The 21,233-nt window shown below is 67.7% G+C and carries 17 protein-coding genes; 5 read left to right on the top strand and 12 right to left on the bottom strand.

Features of this window, described 5'->3' with window-relative positions; genetic code table 11:
- Positions 1-92 precede the first annotated feature (92 nt).
- The 8 genes from ACF8NF_RS16730 to ACF8NF_RS16695 all read right to left on the bottom strand — a co-directional run bounded on the left by ACF8NF_RS16730 (position 93) and on the right by ACF8NF_RS16695 (position 9,995).
- Positions 93-1,070, bottom strand: coding sequence for a DUF6999 family protein (locus tag ACF8NF_RS16730; RefSeq protein ID WP_392450887.1), 978 nt, complete (start codon positions 1,068-1,070; stop codon positions 93-95).
- Positions 1,070-3,022 carry a 3-oxoacyl-[acyl-carrier-protein] synthase III C-terminal domain-containing protein gene (locus ACF8NF_RS16725; RefSeq protein ID WP_392450886.1) on the bottom strand — a complete coding sequence of 651 codons (1,953 nt, stop codon included), beginning with the start codon at positions 3,020-3,022 and terminating at the stop codon, positions 1,070-1,072. Before ACF8NF_RS16725 ends, ACF8NF_RS16730 begins: the two co-directional genes overlap by 1 nt.
- Positions 3,023-3,037: 15 nt before the next feature.
- Positions 3,038-3,973 (bottom strand): fatty acid desaturase, encoded by a 936-nt coding sequence (locus ACF8NF_RS16720; RefSeq protein ID WP_209798728.1) that lies wholly within the window; start codon positions 3,971-3,973, stop codon positions 3,038-3,040.
- Positions 3,970-4,716: a sterol desaturase family protein gene (locus tag ACF8NF_RS16715; protein ID WP_392450884.1), complete on the bottom strand. Its 747-nt coding sequence runs from the start codon at positions 4,714-4,716 to the stop codon at positions 3,970-3,972. The genes ACF8NF_RS16720 and ACF8NF_RS16715 overlap by 4 nt, the downstream gene beginning before the upstream one ends.
- A gap of 33 nt (positions 4,717-4,749) precedes the next feature.
- Positions 4,750-5,742, bottom strand: a complete 993-nt coding sequence (locus tag ACF8NF_RS16710) for a tripartite tricarboxylate transporter substrate binding protein (RefSeq protein WP_017404747.1) — start codon at positions 5,740-5,742, stop codon at positions 4,750-4,752.
- 96 nt (positions 5,743-5,838) lie between these two features.
- Positions 5,839-6,783 (bottom strand): RNA polymerase sigma factor RpoH, encoded by a 945-nt coding sequence (gene rpoH, locus ACF8NF_RS16705; protein WP_016450157.1) that lies wholly within the window; start codon positions 6,781-6,783, stop codon positions 5,839-5,841.
- Positions 6,784-7,055: 272 nt separating this feature from the next.
- The gene (locus ACF8NF_RS16700; protein ID WP_016450158.1) at positions 7,056-8,123 is read right to left on the bottom strand and encodes a 2,3-butanediol dehydrogenase; all 1,068 of its coding nucleotides are present in this window, start codon (positions 8,121-8,123) and stop codon (positions 7,056-7,058) included.
- Between the two features lie 69 nt (positions 8,124-8,192).
- Positions 8,193-9,995 carry an NAD(P)/FAD-dependent oxidoreductase gene (locus tag ACF8NF_RS16695; protein WP_046986487.1) on the bottom strand — a complete coding sequence of 601 codons (1,803 nt, stop codon included), beginning with the start codon at positions 9,993-9,995 and terminating at the stop codon, positions 8,193-8,195.
- 320 nt (positions 9,996-10,315) lie between these two features.
- Between ACF8NF_RS16695 and ACF8NF_RS16690 the strand changes: the two genes are divergently transcribed.
- Positions 10,316-12,274 (top strand): sigma-54-dependent Fis family transcriptional regulator, encoded by a 1,959-nt coding sequence (locus tag ACF8NF_RS16690; RefSeq protein WP_392450883.1) that lies wholly within the window; start codon positions 10,316-10,318, stop codon positions 12,272-12,274.
- 95 nt (positions 12,275-12,369) lie between these two features.
- Here the strand turns inward: ACF8NF_RS16690 and ACF8NF_RS16685 are convergent, their stop codons facing one another.
- Positions 12,370-13,167, bottom strand: a complete 798-nt coding sequence (locus ACF8NF_RS16685; protein WP_392450882.1) for an SDR family NAD(P)-dependent oxidoreductase — start codon at positions 13,165-13,167, stop codon at positions 12,370-12,372.
- A 118-nt stretch (positions 13,168-13,285) separates the two neighbouring features.
- On the opposite strand from ACF8NF_RS16685, the gene ACF8NF_RS16680 reads away from it, so the two are divergent.
- On the top strand, positions 13,286-14,185 hold the full coding sequence (locus ACF8NF_RS16680) for a LysR family transcriptional regulator (protein ID WP_016450162.1): 900 nt from the start codon (positions 13,286-13,288) through the stop codon (positions 14,183-14,185).
- A gap of 29 nt (positions 14,186-14,214) precedes the next feature.
- Here the strand turns inward: ACF8NF_RS16680 and ACF8NF_RS16675 are convergent, their stop codons facing one another.
- The 3 genes from ACF8NF_RS16675 to ACF8NF_RS16665 form a co-directional block, all read right to left on the bottom strand.
- The gene (locus tag ACF8NF_RS16675) at positions 14,215-15,207 is read right to left on the bottom strand and encodes a tripartite tricarboxylate transporter substrate binding protein (protein WP_017406504.1); all 993 of its coding nucleotides are present in this window, start codon (positions 15,205-15,207) and stop codon (positions 14,215-14,217) included.
- A gap of 73 nt (positions 15,208-15,280) precedes the next feature.
- A complete protein-coding gene (locus ACF8NF_RS16670) occupies positions 15,281-16,123 on the bottom strand; it encodes an alpha/beta fold hydrolase (RefSeq protein ID WP_235434561.1) in 843 nt (280 codons plus the stop codon).
- Positions 16,124-16,238: 115 nt separating this feature from the next.
- Entirely contained in the window at positions 16,239-17,027 is a 789-nt protein-coding gene (locus ACF8NF_RS16665) for an IclR family transcriptional regulator (RefSeq protein WP_392450881.1), read from the bottom strand.
- A gap of 274 nt (positions 17,028-17,301) precedes the next feature.
- Between ACF8NF_RS16665 and ACF8NF_RS16660 the strand changes: the two genes are divergently transcribed.
- The 3 genes from ACF8NF_RS16660 to ACF8NF_RS16650 are packed head-to-tail and all read left to right on the top strand — an operon-like array spanning position 17,302 to position 21,211.
- Complete coding sequence (locus ACF8NF_RS16660) at positions 17,302-18,279, top strand: tripartite tricarboxylate transporter substrate binding protein (RefSeq protein WP_016453777.1); 978 nt, start codon at positions 17,302-17,304, stop codon at positions 18,277-18,279.
- Between the two features lie 33 nt (positions 18,280-18,312).
- A complete protein-coding gene (locus ACF8NF_RS16655) occupies positions 18,313-19,104 on the top strand; it encodes an enoyl-CoA hydratase/isomerase family protein (RefSeq protein WP_017406507.1) in 792 nt (263 codons plus the stop codon).
- Positions 19,105-19,108: 4 nt separating this feature from the next.
- The gene (locus ACF8NF_RS16650; protein ID WP_343740702.1) at positions 19,109-21,211 is read left to right on the top strand and encodes an acetate--CoA ligase family protein; all 2,103 of its coding nucleotides are present in this window, start codon (positions 19,109-19,111) and stop codon (positions 21,209-21,211) included.
- The last annotated feature ends 22 nt before the right edge of the window (positions 21,212-21,233 follow it).

Here is a 21,233-nt window from a genome sequence, read left to right as displayed (position 1 = left end):
GTGCAGGCTAGCGGGCCCTGCGGCTGAATGCAACGTGATGTAACCGTTTTCGCGCCAGATGGCGTCAATCCGCCGCTGTTCCTTGACCTGGGTCAGACGGCTGCCGTGCTGCTGGCGCTGCTGGCATGGTCGGCACCGCTGGCCGTTTCGCTGCCGTGGGCGCGGGCGGCTTCGCGCATGCGTGCCAGCTCGCGTGCGGGCAGGGGGATGTCGCCGCTGGCGACCTTCATCAGCAGGCAGTGCAGCATTTCGGTGGACAGTCCGTGCAGCACCAGGCGGTGGCCGGCGCGCAGGGTGGACAGGGGCACCAGCGGGTGCTTGTTGTTGAGCATGACCAGGTGCTCGGGCGAGGCGAGGATCTTGGCCGCATAGATGGCCACGGTCTCGTCCAGCTGCAGCGAGTTGCTGGCGCGCCAGAAGTCGTTGTCGGTCAGCAGCAGCTGGTAGACGGGCGTGTAGACCTCGATGGCGCTTTGCAGGTCCAGCAGGTTCAGGCGCCCGCGCGGCATGTCCTCCAGGCGCAGGGGCGGGTTGCGCAGCATGGAGAAGTCGGGCTCGACCACGGGCTGCAGTTCCTGGCCTGCGGCGCGCAGCGCGTTGTTCACGCGGATGACGAAGTTGAACAGGTTCAGGTCGTGCCTGAGGAACAGGTCGTCCCTGATGTCGTCGATGCTGCCTGGCTCCAGCGGTGTGGTGGACACGGGCGTGGGCGCGTTGGCCGCGACAAAGGCCAGGATCTGCGAGCCCAGGTGGAAGTGGCGCAGGATGAGCCAGTTGGCCTCGGGCGAGACGAAGCGGTTCATGCTGAAGGCCAGCAGCCGGTGCAGCAGCCTGGAGTGGGCCCAGTTGCGCGGCAGCAGCACCTTGAGGATCTGGATGAGGACGATGCTGGTGCGCGCCAGCGGCCGCAGGAAGGGCAGCAGGTACTGGCGCGAGCCGCTGCTGCAGTCGCGCAGCCAGGCGGCCTTGACGTCGTCGGGCAGCGGCGTGCTCTGGTCCAGGTACAGGGCACGCCAGGGGCTGGGGTCGCGCTCGTCGTGGGGCTGGTCGATGAAGTCTGGCGGTGGCATCAGTTCTCCTCGGTCAGGACATGCTCGAACTGCATCAGGTACAGCGCCGCCGTGTGGCGCGCGGTGCGCACGATGGCCTGCGCCGCCGTGCCCCCGCTGCCGTCTGTGCCGTCCAGCGCCATCACCATCTGCACGGCCATGAGCCAGCGCTCCAGGTGGTGTTCGTCGTTGGCGCCGTGGTATTCCAGGAAGCGGAAGGCATCGGGCGGCAGCGGCAGGCTGGCGCGCAGCAGCGGCAGCAGGCTGGGCACGATGCGCTGGCCCGTGCCTTCGATGATGTAGATGGCGCCCAGCAGGCCCACGGGATTGGGCGTGGCGGCCAGGCCGTGCAGATAGGCGTTGAGCGCCTCGCCGCCGGGGTTGCGGCGCAGGCGGGTGAGGTCGGTCTCGGTGCCGCCGGCCTTGAGGTAGTCCTCGTGCAGGATGCGGAAGTCGTTTTGCTCCTCGCCCGCATGCACGTCGATCAGCGCAGCCAGCGCCGCGTGTTCTCCGGTCAGCGAGGCCGCGCCCTCGCGCATCCACAGGCTGCCCTCGCGAACCTGGGGAACCCAGTGGCTCATCCAGCGCACGTAGTCCGCCGTCTGCAGCCTGCCTGTGCGTATGCGCTGCAGCAGCGGCGTGCGCCACACGCGCGAGCGGTAGTCCTGCCAGAGGCTGGCCAGTTCGGTCAGCAGCGGCGCGAGCGTGGCCGGGGCCTGGTTCGGGTCGTGGGGCGGGGCGATGGTGGAGACATCGGGCAGCAGGTCCGGGGCAGCGGGAGCTTCGGCGGTGGCACTACGTGCTGCGGCGGTGGCCGGGGTGGAGGTGGGAGCCTGGGCCGCATCCTCCACTTCCAGCAGCATGTAGCCGGCCGTGAAGCGGCCCGATTCGGGAATGAAGCACAGCACGGTGTCGCCGTGCTTCAGGCGCGCCGATTGCGTGCGCAGGAACTCGGACAGCATCACGAAGATGGAGGCCGCGCCCGTGTTGCCGCGCCAGGCCAGGTTGCTCCACCAGCGTTCGCGCGGGATGCCGAGCTGGGCCTTTCCCAGCAGCTCATCGACCACGGGGATGAAGCGCTCGGACGAGTAGTGGCACAGGAAATGGTCTATGCCGCGCCCGGGCACCCAGCCCGTGTGCGCCAGGTGGGCGTATTCGTGGATGCAGACATCGAACAGGTGCGGCAGCAGGCGGATGTCCTGGCGCAGCGACAGCGCGCCTGCGGCCTCGGCATCGCCCCAGGCGGCAAAGTCCAGGTGGCTGGTGGCGCGGTCGGGCGTCAGGCCCAGTTGCATGCAGACCGGGTAGTCGCCGGCAAAGCTGCGCAGGTGCGTCCAGCGCAGCTTCAGGCGCAGGCCCGGCGCCTGGGGCAGGGCCTGCGGGCCGCCCAGCAGCACGGCGCCTGCGCCATCGGACAGCATCCAGCGCAGGAAGTGGGCGTCGAAGTCCGTGTTGTATCCCTGGGCCGCGAAGCGCGAGCGCTTGAACAGGCGCGAGGGCATTTCGCTGGCCACGGCCAGGGCCAGCGAGTCGGGCGCGCGGTCCACGGCCTGGGCCGCCGCCTGCAGCGCGCCCACGCTGGCGGCGCAGACGCCGTGCACGGACAGGGTCTCCATGGGCGGCGCGGCCATCTCTCCCTGGATCATGCTGGCAAAGCCTGGCATGAGCGCATCGCCGCCCGAGGAACCGCTGGCCAGGAAGCCCACATCGCCCAGCGCGCGCCCGGCCTGCGCCAGGCAGTCCTGGATGGCCTGGGCGGCCATGGCCGTGTTGCTGTGCACGGTGCGGCCTTCGGCGTCTATGGCGTAGTGGCGCTGGACAATGCCGTTCTCGGCCAGGATGCGGCGCTTGAGGCGCTCGGACAGGCGGTTGAGCGGTGCCACGTAGGCATCCATGCCTGCGTTGTCCACGGGTTCACCGGGCAGGAACATGCCTGCGGCATGCAGATAGACGTTGGAATAGGCGACGGGCATGGGTTCAGGGTCGTATCAGTCGTATGTTCCGGGAGGCATTTGCGCACGCGTGCGCGCCGGCGGCCAGACCGTGCCGAGCACGAAGACGCGGGCCATGTAGGGTAGCAGTCCGCCTTCGTTGAGCGCAGGTGCCACGCGCTGGCGGTAGTGTTCGCTGTGCAGGCGCGTGAGCTCGGACCAGTGGGCCTGGGGCCGCTCGTGGTGGGCCGTGTGCAGGCCGATGTTGAACAGCAGCGGATTGACCCAGCCCTCGAAGTTGCGCGCGTAGTTCAGTGGCGTGGCGCTGTCCAGCCGCTGGCCGCGCGTCAGTGGCCGGCCATCGGCATGGGCGTGCTGCAGGTAGTTGGTGGCCAGCAGCCAGTGCAGGCCATGCAACTGGGGAACGATCACCAGCAGCAAGGCCTTTTGCCAATCCAGCGACAGCAGCAGCGCCCAGCTGCCCAGCCACAGCAGGTACTGGCCCATGCAGTAGCGAAAGGCGCCGGGCCAATGCCGCCGCAGCTGGCCCAGCCAGCGCAGGAACAGCGGGTACAGCACCCAGCCGGCCTGCAGCGGGTGGAGCAGGTAGCCCAGCAGATGGTTGTGGTCGCCGCCGAAGCGGTAGGTGCGTGCCATGTCGCGCGGGCCGTGGCGGAAGCGGTGGTGGTTGGCCACATGGGCGGGCCAGAACACAAAGGTCGGGTGGCCTTGCAGCAGGGTCAGCCAGTAGTCGGTGAAGCGGTTGGCCCAGCGCCCGCGCCACATGCGCAAATGCGTGTGGTTGTGGTGGATGACGCCCACGCCCAGCGTGAGGAACAGCTCGATCCCGTAGAGCCACAGGTTCCAGCCGTGCTGCCACTGCCACCACACGATCAGCGGCAGCGCCACCAGATAGGCCAGCGACTGCAGGTCGCGCCCGTGGCGCAGCCGGGGCAGCCATGGCTGGACGTGGCGAGCAGGCGGTCGGCTCATTCCGTCCTGGGCCGGGCCGTGGCGGGCAGTGCCACGCGCGTGCGCATCAGCCGGTCCATGAAGGCCAGCGCAAAGCCGTAGTTGCCATTGGGCCGGGCATGGTGCAGATGGTGGCGCCGGCTGGCGGCCAGCGCATGCGTGTCGGACACCCTGGGAAAGAAGTCGTAGTTGGAGTGGCCTATGACGTTCAGCAGCAGGCTGAGCACGGGCACCGAGGCCAGCGACCAGAAACTGAAGTCATGCACCACCATGGGCAACAGGATGACGTTGCCCAGCATCAGCGCCTCGATGGGATGGAAGCTGTAGGTGGACCACGGCGTGGTGACGATGGAGCGGTGATGGTCACCATGAAAGCGCCCCAGCAGCCGCGTATGCAGCAGGCGGTGGTTGATCCAGAAATGCACATCGTTCCAGATCAGCAGCACCACGATTTCGACGGCAATGCGCCAGGGGCCTGCATCGGGCTCCAGCCGCGCCCACCCCAGTTGCAGAAGGCCCCAGGGCACGATCATGCCGATGCCGAAGATCAGCACCGAATGCAGCGACTGGCGCCATTCGCGCTGCAACTGGTCGGGCTTGAGCGGGCGCGTGTCCAGCACGCGGCCCACGCCGCGCCGCTGCAGCCAGCGCGTGAGCGCCGACATGCCCCAGCCACCGGCCAGGTAGAGCACGCCAAAGAAGGCTAGGCCCCAGGCCATGACCTGCCAGGCGTTGAGTTCGGTAAAGGCTTGGGCTGCGGTCATGGGGGTGTCAAAGAGGGCACGTCACTGGGCGCATCATTGTGCGCGTATGCCCTGTTCGCGGATGATGCGGCCCAGCGTCGCCACGTCCTGGCGCATGCGCAGGGCCAGGCCTTCGGGCGAGCTGCCCACGGCCTGCCAGCCCTGGGCGGCCAGGCGCGCGCGCATCTCGGGCGAGCGCACGATCTCGCTCACGGCCTCGGCCAGCTTGTGCACATGGGCGGCGGGCATGGCCTTGGGCGCCGCCACGGCGTTCCAGATCTCCAGGTCGAAATCGCCCACGCCCAGCTCCTTGAGGCTGGGCAGGCCCGGCGCCAGCGGGCTGCGCGCGGCCGAGGTCACGGCCACGCCGCGCAGCTTGCCGGCCTGGACCTGGGCCATGGCCAGCGCGGGCGGCAGCATGGACAGCTGCAGGTCGCCGCCCTGGATGGCGTTGAACACCTGCGGGTAGCCGGGATAGGGAATGTGCTCGGGCCTGAGCGCGGAGCGGCTCTTGAGCAGCTCCATGCCCAGGTGGCCCACGGTGCCCACGCCGGGCGAGCCGTAGCTCCAGCGGCTGCCGGCCTGGGCAGCGGCCTCCAGGAAGGCCCGGCCCTCGGGCGCGCCGGCCGGCGCCACCAGCACCAGGGGTGCCACGCCGATCAGGCTGACGGGCTGCAGGTCCTTGACGGGGTCGTAGCGCACGGCGGGGTTGAGCAGGCGGGCAATCGTCAGGTTGCCGTTGATCATCACGCTGAAGGTATGGCCATCGCGCGCACGGGCCACCTGCTCGCCTGCAATGTTGCCGCCTGCTCCCACCTTGTTCTCGACGATGACGGGCTGGCCCAGGCGCTTTTCCAGCGGCTCGGCCAGTGCGCGCGCCGTGAGGTCCGGGGAAGATCCTGCGGGAAAGCCGACGATCAGGTGCAGCGGCTTGCTGGGCCAGTTGTCGCCCGCCACGGCAGCGCAAGGCAGCAGGGCCGAAGCCAGGGCGGTGGCCAAGGCATTGGCGAAGAGGCGGCGTAGTGGCGAGATGGCGCGGGCGGGCATGGGTGCGTGGGGGCCGCGAAGGCTGCGGGCAATAAAAAACCCGGAGATTATCCGGGTTTGTCTTGAAGCAGCCTGTCAGCCCAGGCCGTCAGGCCGTCAGGCGAACTCGGCCAGGGCCTTCTTCATCTTCTTCATGGCAGCCACCTCGATCTGGCGAATGCGCTCGGCGCTCACGCCATACACGGCGGCCAGTTCATGCAGCGTCATGCCGCCCGAGCCGTCATCGTTGACCTTGAGCCAGCGCTCCTCGACGATGCGGCGGCTGCGGTCGTCCAGCGAATCCAGCGCCATGGCAATGCCGTCGGTGGCCAGGTGGTCACGCTGGCGCGACTCGATCATGGCCGTGGGCTCATGTGCGCCGTCGGCCAGATAGGCGATGGGGCCGAAGGCCTGCTCGCCATCATCGCTGGGCGAGGGGTCCAGCAGCACGTCGCCACCGGCCAGGCGCGTTTCCATCTCCATGACTTCTTCGCGCTTGACGTTGAGCTTCTCGGCCATGGCGTCGATCTCGCCGGAGGTCAGCGTGTCGCGCAGCATGGCGCCGTCCTCGGCCATGGCGGCGTCGGACTTCAGGCCCTGCTTCATGGAGCGCAGGTTGAAGAACAGCTTGCGCTGGGCCTTGGTCGTGGCGACCTTGACCATGCGCCAGTTCTTGAGGATGTACTCGTGGATCTCGGCCTTGATCCAGTGCATGGCGTAGCTCACCAGGCGCACGTTCTGATCGGGATCGAAGCGCTTGACGGCCTTCATCAGGCCCACGTTGCCTTCCTGGATCAGGTCGCCGTGGGGCAGGCCGTAACCCAGGTACTGGCGCGAGATGGACACCACCAGGCGCAGGTGGGACATCACCAGACGCCCTGCGGCGTCCAGGTCACTGTGTTCCTTGAGCTTGCGGGCGTAGTCCTGCTCTTCCTCGAGGGTGAGCATGGGCAGGCGGTTGACCGCGGAAATGTAGGCATCCAGATTGCCCAGAGGCGGCACCAGGGCCCAGGGGTTAGCGGGCGCCAAGGTGGTCGCAATGGAGCCGGAGGCGTTTGTCATTGCAGAGTTCCTTTCTTCCATTCCTTCATATTAGCACTCGTTAGGATTGAGTGCTAAAGCCGAAGTTCCGCGGGTTTTTCAGTCGGTTGCAGAAATCTTCGGCACTGCAAAAGTCGCTTCTGGCTAGTCTGAGCGATTTTTGGAAACCCTGCTTGCCGGCGGGAGGCATGTGTCGGCCCCCGCCGGGTTTTGACCCCTTTGCGCCCGGCCCCGCCGGCGACCGGGCGACCGGCACGAAAGATCCAGGTTCGTGCAGTCGCGGTGCCCAGCGGCTATTTGAACCGTGGCTGCACGATGATCTTCACCGCCGACTCGTTGTTGTGGATCAGCGTGTCAAAGCCCTGGGCCACCAGGTCATCGAGCTGGATGCGCTGGGTGATGAAGGGCTCGAGGTTGATCTTGCCCTCCTCGACCAGCTTGATGGTTTCCTGGTGGTCGTTGCAGTAGGCGATGGTGCCGCGCACGTCCAGCTCCTTCATGACCACGCTGTGCACGTTGATGGTGGCCGGATGGCTCCAGATGGACACGATCACCACCACGCCCGTGGCCTTCGTCGCGGCCACCAGCGTGTCCAGCACCTTGTTCACGCTGGTGCATTCGAACGACACATCCACGCCCTTGCCGCCGGTGAGCTTCATCACCTCGGCCACCACGTCCACCTCGGAGGGGTCCAGGATGTGATCGGCCACGCCCGATTCACGCGCCTTTTGCTTGCGCTTGGCACTGAGCTCGGTGATGACGACGGTCAGGCCCTTGGCCTTGAGGATGGCCGACAGCAGCAGGCCGATGGGGCCGGCGCCGCCCACCAGTGCGACATCGCCGGCCTTCGCTCCGCTGCGGGTGTAGGCATGGTGGCCCACGGACAGCGGCTCGATCAGCGCGGCCTGGTCCAGTGGAATGGCATCGGAGATGGGATGCACCCAGCGGCGCTTGACGGCAATGCGCTCGGACAGCCCGCCACCGCGCCCGCCCAGGCCGATGAAGTTCATGTCCTTGGACAGGTGGTAGTTGTCGCCCGGCCCCGTGGGCACATCGTCGGCCACGATGTAGGGCTCCACCACCACATGCTGGCCGACCTGGATATCGTCCACCCCTGCGCCCACGGCGTACACCACGCCCGAGAACTCATGCCCCATGGTGATGGGTGCGGACTCGCCCGAGATGGGATGCGGGTGGCCGCAGGGCGGGATGAAGATCGGCCCTTCCATGAACTCATGCAGATCCGTGCCGCAGATGCCGCACCAGGCCACTTCGATGCCCACGGTGCCGGGCTCCACCACGGGTTCGGGGATGTCCTCGATGCGGATGTCGCCCCGGTCGTGGAAACGTGCTGCTTTCATGATTGAACTTTCTGTTTTGCAAGGCTGGGTTGGCGGGCGGCACAGCCGCCCCATGGCGATTATTCGGCCTTACCGCAGGTGATGAACTTGCTGCAGGTCATAGACACGCACCGGCAGGCCTTCCTGCCGCGCCTTGAGCTGCAGCGCCAGGTACAGCGAGTAGTGGCGCGACTGGTGCAGGTTGCCGCCGTGGAACCACAGCGCCTCTTGCTGCGTGGGCTTCCACATGTTGCGCTGCTCGCCCTCCCACGGTCCCGGGTCCTTGGTGGTGTCCGAGCCCAGGCCCCAGACCTTGCCCACCTTGTCTGCCACCTCCTGGCTGATCAGGTCGGCCACCCAGCCGTTCATGGAGCCATAGCCGGTCGCGTAGACCACCAGGTCCGCCGGCAGCTCGGTGCCATCGGCCAGCACCACCGCGTTTTCCGACAGGTGGCTGATCTGCTTGCCCGCCTGCAGCTTGATGCTGCCGTCGATCACCAGATCGCAGGCCCCCACGTCGATGTAGTAGCCCGAGGCGCGGCGCAGGTACTTCATGAAAAGGCCCGAGTCGTCATCCCCGAAGTCCAGCATGAAGCCGGTCGCCTCCAGCTGGCGGTAGAACTGAGCGTCGCGCTCGCGGATGCGGTTGTACAACGGCACCTGGAAGTCGGCCATGATGCGGTAGGGCAGCGAGGCAAAGATCAGGTCCGCCTTCCTGGTCGTCACGCCGCTGGCCACGGCGCGCTCCGAGTACAGGTCGCCCAGGCCGATGTCCATCAGCGAATCGGAGCGCACGATGTGCGTGGACGAGCGCTGCACCATGGTCACATCGGCGCCGTGCTCCCACAGGGCCGCGCAGATGTCGTGGGCGGAATTGTTGGCGCCGATCACCACCACCTTCTTGCCCGCGTAGGCGTCCGGGCCATGGTGCTGGGACGAGTGCTGCTGCTCGCCCTTGAAGATGTCCTGGCCCTTGATCTTCGGCACATTCGCCTTGCCCGACATGCCGGTGGCGAACACCACATGCCTGGGGCGCAGCACCTGCGTCTCGCCATTGCGCTCCACGGTGACTTCCCATTCCTGCCGGTCCTCATCGAAGCGAGCGTTCAGGCAGTTGGTGGACGGCCAGTAGTTGACCTCCATCACCTTGGTGTACATCTCCAGCCAGTCGCCGATCTTGTCCTTGGGCGCGAACACGGGCCAGTTGTCCGGGAAAGGCATGTACGGCAGGTGGTCGTACCAGACCGGGTCGTGCAGGCACAGCGATTTATAGCGGTTGCGCCACTGGTCGCCGGGGCGCGCCTGGCGGTCGATGACGATGTGCGATACCCCCAGCTGGCGCAGCCGCGCGCCCAGCGCAATGCCGCCCTGGCCGCCGCCGATGACGAGCACGAAAGGCTGCCTGTCGCGGCCCAGTTCCTGGGCCTCCTGCTGGCGGCGCTCCAGCCAGGTCTGGCGGCCACGCCGGATGCCGTGCTCGGCCCCCATCGGGCGGCGCGTGCCCATGGGTTCCTCATGGCCCTTGAGTTCCTGGGCGGCCGTCAGCAGCGTCCAGATGCGCCCGTCCCTGATGCGGACATGGCCGCCGCCGCGCGCATGGCGCGTGTCGATCACGATCCAGGCGGACACCACGCCATCGGCCTCCTCCACCGACTCGCGCTCGTCCAGCGAAAAGCGCACGGGCGCCGCGGCGTCCAGCTGCGCGGCCAGCATGTCGGCGATTTGGCTGCGCCCTTCCATGGTCTTGATGTTCCAGGTCAGCAGCACCAGGTCGCGCCAGTAGCATTCGTCGGCGAACAGGCGGCTGGCGGCCGCGAAGTCGCGGTCTCCCAGGGCATGGTTGAGTTGGTCAAGCATCGCCTTGGCGCGGGCGTTGGGCGTCGTATCGGTCATGGTTGTCTCCTTGATGCGGTCATGCCCGCTGGTTTTTCTTCGGGCAGGCGCTCTTACGCAATCACCATGCCAGGCAGGCCCGGCGGCAGGATGCGCCAGGCAAATCAAGGGGTTGCCTGCGCGCCTCCGGTACAAACCCTGCGCCTTGCACCCCGCTGCCCGGCGTTGCCGCCCGCGACAGGTGGGGCAGCCCTGCGACACCTGTCGCACCAGGCGTGCTGCAGCGCAGCAGGGGCAGTGGGTAAGTCTTGATTGGCGCTGCGCCGCACAGGGCACAGAATCGTCTGCGGCACGTTCAAAGCCCGCATCGACTCCACGCCATGCCCCTGCAGTCCTACGCCTCGCACATCCAGGAAATCGAAGCCTTCGGCCTGGGCTACTCCCACCGCGGGCAGGAGCGCGACCGCGCCGTGCTGCGCAGCTGGCGCCGCTGCATCGACTCCCACCGGCTCGACCCGGCGCATACCAGCGAAGCCCACATCGTCACCGAAGGCCAGCTGCGCGCGCACCGCGAGGAGTCCGAGCCGCTGATCCACATCGCCCGCCATGCGCTGGAGCGGCTGTACCAGCAGCTCAAGGGACTGGACTACGTGCTGCTGCTGGCGGACCGGCATGGCGTGGCCGTGGACTTTCTGGGGCATGAGGCCGACAAGGGCGACCTGCGCCGCGCGGGCCTGTATCTGGGCGCGCAATGGCGCGAGGACCACTCGGGCACCTCGGCCGTGGGTGCCTGCCTTGAGACGGGCGAGGCGCTGACGGTGCACCAGAGCGACCATTTCGACTTCACCCACACCGGCCTGTCCTGCACGGCCGCGCCCATCTACGACATGCGCGGCGAACTCGCGGCGGTGCTGGACCTGTCGCTGCTGCGCTCACCTGCCGAGCGGGCCAGCCAGAACCTGGCGCTCAACCTCGTCATGGCCGCGGCGCGGCGCGTGGAGCAGGCCAACCTGATGGCGCAGTCCGGCCAGGACTGGGTGGTGCGCCTGGCCCAGTCGCCCGATTTCCTCGACGTCGATCCCGACGCCTCCATCAGCGTCGATGCACGTGGCCGCATCCGCGCCATGACCCACGCGGGCGCGCGGCTGTTGGCAGCGGCCGCGCAACTGGACTGGCGCCAGCGCAAGAGCCTCATCGGCCAGCCGCTGGAGCGTTTCTTCGACGTGGACCTGCGCCACCTGTCCGAGCTGCGCCGCAATCGCCCGGCGCAGGAGCGCATCATCCGCGCCCGCGACGGCAGCATCCTCTTCGCCCATGCCATGGAGCCGCAGCGCCGGACACGCCGCCTGCAAGCGCAGGCAAGGCCGGCGCAGCCCCCGCTGCCTGCTGCGCTGCAGGCGCTGGACACGGGTGATGCCGCACTGCAGACGCTGCTGCGCAAGGCCGCGCGGCTCGCACCGCAAGAGCTGCCCGTGCTGGTGCAGGGAGAGACCGGCGCAGGCAAGGAATACCTGGCCCGCGCGCTGCATGCATCCAGCGGCCGCAGCGGCGCCTTCATTGCCATCAACTGCGCAGCCATTCCCGAGGCACTGCTGGAGAGCGAGCTGTTCGGCTACCTGCCCGGCACCTGGACCGGCGGCTCCAGCAAGGGCCGCGAAGGGCTGATTGCTGCGGCACACGAGGGCACGCTGTTCCTTGACGAGATCGGCGACATGCCCCTGGCCCTGCAGGCCAAGCTGCTGCGGGTGCTGTCCGAATCCGAAATCACCCCCTTGGGCGCGCGCGCGCCACGGGCGGTGGCGGTGCGCTTCATCTCGGCCTCGCACCAGCCGCTGGCCGAGCTGGTGCGGCGTGGCAGCTTCCGGGAAGACCTGCTGTACCGCCTCAACGCGGCCGAGCTTCGCCTGCCTGCGCTGCGCCAGCGCAGCGACCTGCAGACCATTGCCGACCAGATGCTGGCCACCCTGGGCAGCCACCTGCACCTGGGCGACGCAGCCCGCGCCGTGCTGGCCGCGCACGCCTGGCCCGGCAACCTGCGCGAGCTGCACAACGCGCTGCGCTACGCCGCAGCCCTGTGCGGCCACGATGGCGACGGCACCATCGAGCCCGACCACCTGCCTGACCACCTGCACGATGTGCTGCACCGCGCACCAGCGCGCACCGCCTTGGCTGGCAATGCCGGCGAGCCCGCCGCACAGGCGCTGGAACAGCTGCTTGCGCAATGCCAGGGCAATGTCTCCGAGGCGGCGCGCCAGCTCGGCGTCAGCCGCTCCACCATCCACCGGCGCATCCAGCAGCTGCAGCTGGGCGTGCGGCATGCCCATTGGCGCGGGACATAGCACGGCCTTTGCCCCAGGGTCCATGCGATGTCCATGGCGGCTGGCCGCGGCGATCGGCCCGTCGGTCGCAGCGCCAGGTCAGTCGCAGTGCAATTTCAGTCGCAGCGGGCGGTCATGCCGCCGTCCACGACAAGCTCGGTTCCCGTCACGAAGCGGGCCTCGTCGCTGGCCAGGTACAGGGCGGCACTGGCGGTATCGCGGCCATCGCCCATGAAGCCCAGCGGGATGCGCCTGACCCGCGAGGCCAGCAGCGTCTCCACATCGCCGCCTGTGCGCTGCCTGGCCAGCCGCGCTTCCACCATGGGGGTGTGCAGCTGGCCCGGCACCACCGTGTTCACGCGAATGCCGTCAGGCGCATGCTGCACGGCCACCACGCGGGACAGGTGGATCACGCCGGCCTTGCTGGCCGCATAGGCGACCTGCGCGCTGCCGGTCCAGCGCAGGCCCGAGGTGGACGCCACGTTGACGATGGCGCCGCTGCCGCGTTCGACCATGTGCGGGAGCACATGCTTGCAGGTCAGAAAGACGCTCTTGAGGTTGATGTCGATCTGGCTGTCCCAGTCCTGCTCGCTCAGCTCAATGGGGCCGCCGGCTGCGGAGCCGCCCACGTTGTTGATCAGGATGTCCGGGACGCCCCAGGCCTGCAGGCAGGCCTGGACCATGGCCTTGACGCTGGACGAGTCGGTGACATCGCAGATGCAGGTCGTGATGGACGCTGCCGCCTCGCCGGCCAGGGACAGCGTTTCGTCAAGCCGCGCCTGGTCACGGTCCACCGCCAGCACCTTCGCGCCTTCCTCCGCCAGGCGCACGGCCATGGCCCTGCCGTTGCCCCAGCCTGCTGCCACGCATCCGGCCCCCGTAACGATGGCTATCTTGGACTTGAACCTGCTCATTGGCTTTCCTCATGTGACACGGTGGAGCCGCTGTGGCAAGCGGCGATGCAGGCCAGTTTGCGATCGATGCCGGCAAAGTTAAACTGGATGGCGCCTATACCAGCTATGTTGAATACCTATGGATCTGCGCCAACTGGAGTACTTCGTCGCCGTGGTGGAGCACGGCAGCATCAGCCGCGCGGCCGTGGCGCTGAATTTGGCGCAGCCGAGCGTGAGCCGCCAGATCGCACTGCTGGAAGAGGAGCTGGGGCAGCGGCTGCTGGACAGGACAGGGCGCGGCGTGGCAGCAACCGCGGCCGGGGAGACACTGCTGTCGCATGCACGCACGATGCTCAACTCGGCCAGCCAGGCGCTGTCCGATCTCAAGGAAATGCATGCCGAGCCCGTCGGCAGCGTGGTCGTGGGCCTGCCCCACCGGGTGGCGGCAAGCCTGGCCGTACCGCTGATACGTGAGTTCCGGCGCCGGCTGCCGCATGCACTGCTTTCGGTGGTGGAGGGGCTGAGCCTGTCCTTGCGTGAGGGAATGATTGCGGGCCGCATCGACCTGGGTCTGATGTTCGACCCCGCTCCGACGCCCCTGCTGTCCTACGAACCCCTGATGCGCGAGTCCATGCTGCTGGTGGCTCCCAAGGGCTACCGGTTGCCTTCGCGCATCGGCCTTTCGGCCCTGGCGGACTTTCCGCTGGTGCTGCCGGGCACCCATAACCCGATACGCAGCCTCGTGGACGCCGTCCTGCTGCCGCGCAAGATCCGGCTGAACGTGGTGGCCGAGGTGGGGGCCGTGCACACGGCGCTGTCCGTGGTGGAGGAGGGACTGGCTTGCTCCATTCTTCCGGACAGTGCGTTGAATCTGGCCGGTGCCCGCACTGGCATACAGTCTGCGCCCATCGGCCCGCCGGCCATACGCAACCAGCTTGTGCTGGCCATGCCCAGGGCGCGTCCCGCGAACCGGCTGATCGCGGAAACCGCCAAGTTGCTGCGCGAGCTTGACTTTCGCAAGGGCGCCCGCGCCGTGTAGGGCATGCCTCCCGGATCGGAAGCGGCAGGTCAGTCGATGCGGATGCCCGCTTCCCTGACGGCCTTGCCGATCTTGTTCAGGTCGTCAGCGATCAATTTCCGGAACTGCGCAGGACTGGACTTCGCGGGGACAAAGGACAGTTCGGCGAACCTGGATTTCAGCGACGGCGCCTCCACGGCCTTTGAAATTTCGGTGTTCAACCTGTGGGTGATGTCTGCGGGCAGGCCGGCCGGGCCCCAGATTCCGTACCAGGACAGGAGCTCGAACCCGGCAATGGTGCCCTCCGCCAGCGTCGGCACATCGGGCAGCGACGGGACGCGGGTCTTGCTGGTGACGGCAAGGGGCCGCAGACGGCCAGCCTGCACGAAGGGCATGACACCCGGCATGGGCGAGATGGCCGCGGAGACATGGCCGCCGATCACGTCCGTCAATTGGGGAACGGCGCCCTTGTAGGCAACGATGTCCATCTGCAGGCCAAGGGCCCGGTTCAGCATCTCTTCGCTCAGGTGGCTGGTGGTACCCAGGCCGGAAGTCGCCCAGGTGTACTTGCCTGGATGGGCCCTGGCCAGTTGCACGAACTCTGCCACGGTCCTGACGGGCAACTCGTTGGTGACCGCCACGATCAGCGGCACGTACCCGATTTGCCCCACGGGCGTGAAGTCACGCTCGGCGTCATAGGTTTTCTTGGAACTGACCAGCGGCAGGTAGGCATGGCTGGAGGCATTGAAGATGAGCGTGTATCCGTCAGGCTTGGCCTTCTTGACCTGCAGGGTTCCCAACAGGCCGGAAGCCCCCGGAACGTTCTCGATCACGATGGCCTGGCCCAGCTGCCTTTGCAGTTGGTCGGCCACCAGGCGGCCCACGGTGTCGATCGAGCCACCCGGCGTGTACGGAATCACCATGCGGATCGGCTTGCCCGGATAGTCTTGCGCGCCCACCAGGGTGCAGGTGGCCCAGGCAGCACAGGTCATGGCGATCTTCCAGGTTTTCCTGATGGCGGCTGCGGGCGTGTGGATGGTCATCGTTGTCTCCTGAGCACTGTTTCTGTCCGGCGCATCCCCGAAGGGGCCGGGTGTCTTGCGGGCAAGGGCTGGCCTAGGCGGCGTACACGCGGCGCGTGAATGCCGCAATGGCGTCTGCCATGGCAAGGGGCTGCTCGGGCGCCAGGGCGTGGCCCGCGTCGGCAATCACCTGTTCCGTCACCCGCTCGCCCAGGCAGGACTTCATCACATGGGGGATCACGACCGCGTCATGCTCGGCCCGAAGATCCAGTATGGGAACGGTCGTTCCTGCGCTGAAGTAGTCATCGACGGGCGTGACGCGCCGTGCATGGCCTTGCGCTTCATGGGCCTGGGCGTTCCACCCGTCCAGCCAGGCGCTGGGGTCATGTCCCGGGGCAAAGAAGGCGCGGCGCAGGCAGTCCAGGCGCTGCTCCCTGGACAGCCGTGCATCGCCCGCGCCGTCGATTGCGTCCCGCAGGCGGCCGTACGGCTTTTCGTCCGATCCCGGCGGCAGCTTGCCTGCCGAGGCGGCGGCCATGACGACGCCGCGCACCAGGTCCGGCCTGTCGGTCGCCAACATGCGCGCCGGCTGGCTGCCCCAGGCATGACCCACGACCACGACAGGGCCGGTGGCTTCGTGGTCGATGACGGCGGCGACGTCGGCTGCGAAGTCGTGCAGCGTCAGCCCCTGCATGGGGCCACGGCTTTGGCCTATGCCCCGAGGCTCGGGGCGCAGTACCCGCAGCCCTTGCGCCTGCAGATGGCGGGCAACTACGTCGTAGTCCCGGCCGGAACGGGCCAGCGATGGCAGCATGCAGACGACCGGCCCTGCGCCCTGGTCCGCATACTCGATTTGTATCTCGTCCTTCGCAGCCTGCGGGCGGTAGCGCACGAGCCGGCGAGTGACGCCGGTTGTCTCCAGATGGGTGTTTGTCATGCCGCCAGTCTGGGTTGCGGGCGCCATTGCGATAAGGCAATGCAGCCTATATCAGCTATGTTTTTTCCCTATGCAAAGCGGGCCGCCCGCAGGTGCGCGGAACGGCGGGCAAACCTCACCGTTTCTCCAGCAGGCTCTGAATCTGGCGGCCCAGCTGCAGCAACGCCGGGTGCAGCTCCTGCACGATGGCTGGCACAGGCTCCGTCGTGGACACGCTGCAGTTCAGGACATAGATGGCATCGGGTGTCACCAGCGGCGTGGCCAGTGCAACCACTTCCGGCTGCCACGATGCAGCGCAGAAGCCTTGGCTTTTCACGGAGCTGATGGCCGCCTGGATCTGTTTTTCCAGGTCGCGCCATTGGGCGCCTCTCTTGATCCTGAAGCTGTCGAACAGTGCCTTGCGCCTGGCAGGCGGCGCCACGGCAAGGTAGGCACGGCCCAGCGACGTCAGTTCCATGGGCACACGCTGACCCGACACCACATGCCTGAGCACAATCCGGCGGTTGTAGCGGATCGATTCCAGATAGACCATCTCGTCCCTGTCGGGACAGGCCAGGCCCACGTTGATCCTGCGTGTCTCTGCGAGGGTGCGCATCAGGGGGGCCGCCATCGACAGCACCGTCGATCCGGTACGCATGGCGTGCGCCAGGCTCAGGACAGCGGGAGCCAGGCGAAAGGCGCGGCTTTGGTGATCGACCTGCAGCATGCCGCAGCCCACCAGGGTCTGCGTCAGCCGGCTCACGGTGGCCTTGGACAGTCCGGTGCGTTCCACCAGGTCGCCGTTGCCCAGCAGTTCCGACCCGGGCCTGAACGCACGGAGTATTTCGATGCCTCTTTCCAGGGAGCGGTTGCTCGGGGACTGACCGGGCTTGTCATGGAGTATGGGGGATCGCCTGTGGGTCATGTTGCTGCCGCCTGCGGGAGGACCGGTTCATCCTCGGTTGAAAGCCTGGTTCTTGCTGCACAGGCGCGGGCGCCTGATGGCGTGGAGTATTCCACCGAAAGGATGGCAGATGAAAACGCAAGTCCTGGCGCGCTCGCTGTGCGGTTTCACTGGTTGGAACATGGGGGGTCACAACTGCGGCGCGTTTCCCTAAGCTTTCACCAATCCGTCGCCAGCGTCATCGCAACGCTTGCGCATGGAACGGACCTCTGCCCATAGAACCAGGAGACACACCATGCTTCGTTTCGCCGCCCGCCGTTGCGCCAGGGCCATTGCGCTCATTGCCGTGCTCGCGACTGCCTGCAACGCAGTCTTTGCAGCCTTCCCGGAAAAGCCCGTGCGCCTCGTCGTGCCCTTCGCGCCCGGTGGCGGAACCGACCTGATCGCACGCACGCTGGGGGCCGAGATGGCCAAGGACCTGGGCCAGCCCGTCATCGTGGACAACAAGCCCGGTGCCGGCACGATCATCGGCACCGACAACGTTGCCAAGAGCGCGCCGGACGGCTACTCCGTGGTCGTGGCTTCCTTCGCGCACGCCGTCAATCCGGCGCTGCAGGCCAAGCTGCCGTACGGGAGCAACAAGGCCTTCGCGCCGGTGATCCTGATCGGCCGCGGCCCCAACGTGCTGGTGGTGCCCGCCGCCAGCCCGTACAAGACGGTGGCGGACGTGATGGCCGCCGCCAAGGCCAGTCCCGACAAGCTGACCTATGCCTCGCAGGGCGCAGGAACGTCGGCGCATCTGGCGGGTGAGCTGTTTGCCAACCTGGCCAAGGTCAGGATCACCCATGTGCCCTACCGTGGCGCAGGCCCGGCACTCACCGATCTGATGGGTGGCCAGGTGGACATGATGTTTGCCACCGCGGCGGCGGTATCCACCTTCATCGACAACGGCAAGCTGCGCGTGCTGGGTGTGACCACGGCCGAGCCGTCTGCGGCCTTCAAGGATGCGCCGCCCATCGCCGTCACCGTCCCGGGCTACCGCGTCGAGAGCTGGTACGGCCTGTACGTGCCGGCCGCCACGCCCGCTGCCGTGATCGAGCGCCTGAACACTGCGGCCCGCAAGGCGGCCCGTTCGCCGGACTTTGTTCGCAAGCTGGAACACGAAGGCCTGGTGGTCAATGCCGGGCCGGCGGCGGAACTGGACACCTATGTGCAGGCCGAGGAAAAGCGCTGGGCCCAGATCGTCAGGCAAAACAACATCCATCCCGATTGATCGCATTGCCCGCGATCACCTTGAGAGCACGCCATGAACTACGAACTGATCCAACTGAATGTCGCCGATGCGGTGGCGACCGTGACCCTGAACCGCCCCGACAAGCGCAACGCCATGAGCGATGACATGCGCACCGAGTTCATCGATGCCCTGGAGCGCGTGGCGGCAGACAAGGCCATCAAGGCCCTGGTGCTGACAGGCGCGGGCAAGGGCTTTTGCGCAGGCGGGGACATTGCCGGAATGCAAAGGCGCATGAACGCGCCTGCGGGCGAGGTGGGCTTCAACGGCTGGCAGCGCCAGCAGCGCGTGCACCACGTCCAGGCCCTGTTGCACACCATGCCCAAGCCCGTGATCGCCGCCGTCAACGGCGCAGCGTCGGGCCTGGGCGCGGACACGGCGCTGGCCTGTGATTTCGTCATTGCCAGCGAGTGGGCCAGCTTCGCCTGGAGCTATGTGCTGCGCGGCATCATCCCCGACGGCGGCGGCATGTACTTCCTGCCGCGCCGCGTGGGCCTGGCCAAGGCCAAGGAGCTGATCTTCACGGGCCGCCAGGTCAAGCTGCCGGAAGCCCTGGCCCTGGGCATCGTGGACCGCCAGGCCAGCGCCGAGACCTTGGTGGCAGACGCCCAGGCCTGGGCGCGCGAGCTGTCCTCGGCTTCTTCCACCGCGCTGGCGTTGACCAAGACCATCCTGAACCAGAGCTTCGAGCTGTCTTCGCACGATGTCTTCGCACAGGGAAGCCAGGCCCAGGGCATCTGCTACACCAGCAGTGAACACCGCGCATCGGTGGAGGCCTTCCTGGCCAAGACGGCCGCCAAGGAGTGATGCCATGAGCCAAGCCATTGCCAAGCTGCTGTCGCCGCGCAGCGTCGCCGTCATAGGCGCCTCTGCCGACCTGAAAAAGACCACGGGCCGCCCGGTGGCCTACCTGCAAAAGCACGGGTTTGCCGGCCGCATTCTTCCCGTCAATCCGCGCGTGGAGCGCATCGGCGATCTGGCCTGCTATCCCGATGTGGCCTCGTTGCCTGAAGTGCCCGATGTGGCCGTGGTGCTGCTGGGCGCCGAGCGTGCGCACCAGGCCGTCAGGGAACTGTCGGCGCTGGGCTGCGCGGCAGCCATCGTGCTGGCCAGCGGCTATACGGAAACGGGCGAGGACGGGGCGCACCGCCAGCGGCAGCTGATCGAGGCGGCCGGCAGCATGCGCCTGCTGGGGCCCAACACCATCGGCCTGGTCAACCTGACCGACCGGATCGTGCTGTCGCCCTCGGGCGCCCTGGAGATGGATGAGTTCCCCGCGGGCGGCATTGGCGTCGTCTCGCAAAGCGGCGGCATCCTGGGCTCGCTGCTGTCGCGCGCGGCCGCGCGTGGCATCGGGCTGTCCAAGCTCATTTCCACCAGCAATGAAGTGGATCTGGAACTGGCCGACTTCATCGATCACCTGGCCGATGACCCGGCCACCAAGGTGATCGCGCTGTATGTGGAAACGGTGCGCCATCCCGCCAGGTTCCGTGCCGCCTGCCTGAAGGCCGCGCGTGCCGGCAAGCCCGTGGTGGCCTTCAAGATCGGCCGCTCCGAGGCCGGCGCCAAGGCCGCCGTATCGCACACGGGCGCCATGGCCGGAGCCGATCGCATGTACGACGCGCTGTTCCGCCAGGTCGGCGTGATCCGTGCGCACAGCTTTGCCGACCTGCTGGACGTGCCCGCTGCGCTGGCCACGGGCCGCAGGCTGCGCGGCAGGCGTATCGCCATCCTGACTTCCACCGGCGGTGCGGGCACCCTGGTGTCGGACGATCTGGGCGTGGCCGGATTCGACACGCCTGCGCCGGACGAGGCGACGGCCGATGCACTGCGCGCGCTGCAGACCGGCAGCGAGGCCGTGCTGGACCGCAACCCCATCGACGTGACCCTGGCGGGCCTGCGTCCCGACCTGCTGCGCGGCGCCATCAATGCCCTGCTGGCAAGCCCGAGCTACGACGCGCTGGTCATCATCGTCGGCTCCTCCAGCCTGGCCATGCCCGAGCTGCTGGCCGGTGCCATCCAGGACTGCCTGCCCCACTCCGACAAGCCGGTGCTGGCCTACGTCAGCCCGCATGCGCCGGAAATCGGCGCGCTGCTCACGCAACGCGGCGTGCCGGCCTTCGCTGCGGCGGAAAGCTGCACGGCCGCGCTGGCGGGCATGCTGCGCGTCAACGGCTTCCAGGGTGCGCCTTCCGAGCTGGTCGTCGGCAAGCACACCCTGCAGGAACTGGACCTGCCCGGTGGCTGCCTCGATGAAGCGCAGGCCAAGGCCGTTTTCCGCCGTTTCGGCGTGCCATGCGCGGCCGAGCGCGTGGTGCATACCGCCGAAGAGGCCGAAGCCGCCGCGCGAGAACTGGGCGGCCGGGTGGTGCTCAAGATCCTTTCGTCCCGGATCACGCACAAGAGCGATGTGGGCGGTGTCGCCGTCGGCCTGACGACGCAGACCATAGGTGCCCGGTTGGGTGCGATGGTGGCCGACGTGCAGGCCAGGGCGGGCGTGCGCCCGGACCGGTTCCTGGTGCAGCAGATGGTGGCCGGTGGCACCGAGCTGATCCTGGGCCTGCACAAGGATGCGCTGGGCACCGCCGTGATGCTGGGCATGGGGGGCGTTGCGGCCGAATTGTTCCAGGACACCACGCTGCGCCTGCTGCCGGACGATGGGACACAACTGGGTGTGCTGAGCCGCTCAGAAGCGCTGGACATGGCCAGGGAGCTCAAGACCTGGCCGCTGCTGGACGGCTTTCGCGGCCGCCCCAAGGCGGATGTCGATGCCCTGGCCGATGCCATCGTCGCGTTCTCTGCGATGGCCGCCCAACTGGGCGACCGCGTGATCGAGGCGGAGATCAACCCGGTGTTCGTGCTGCCGCAGGGCCAGGGCGTGTGCGCTGCGGATGGTGTGCTGGTTCTGGCCTGAGGGGCCGGCCACTGCACATTTG

This window comes from Delftia sp. WSY_22, from assembly GCF_043104185.1.
Lineage (GTDB): Bacteria > Pseudomonadota > Gammaproteobacteria > Burkholderiales > Burkholderiaceae_C > Comamonas > Comamonas tsuruhatensis.
The sequence above is the reverse complement of the archived record's forward strand: the minus strand, read 5'-3'. Positions and strand labels throughout refer to the sequence as shown.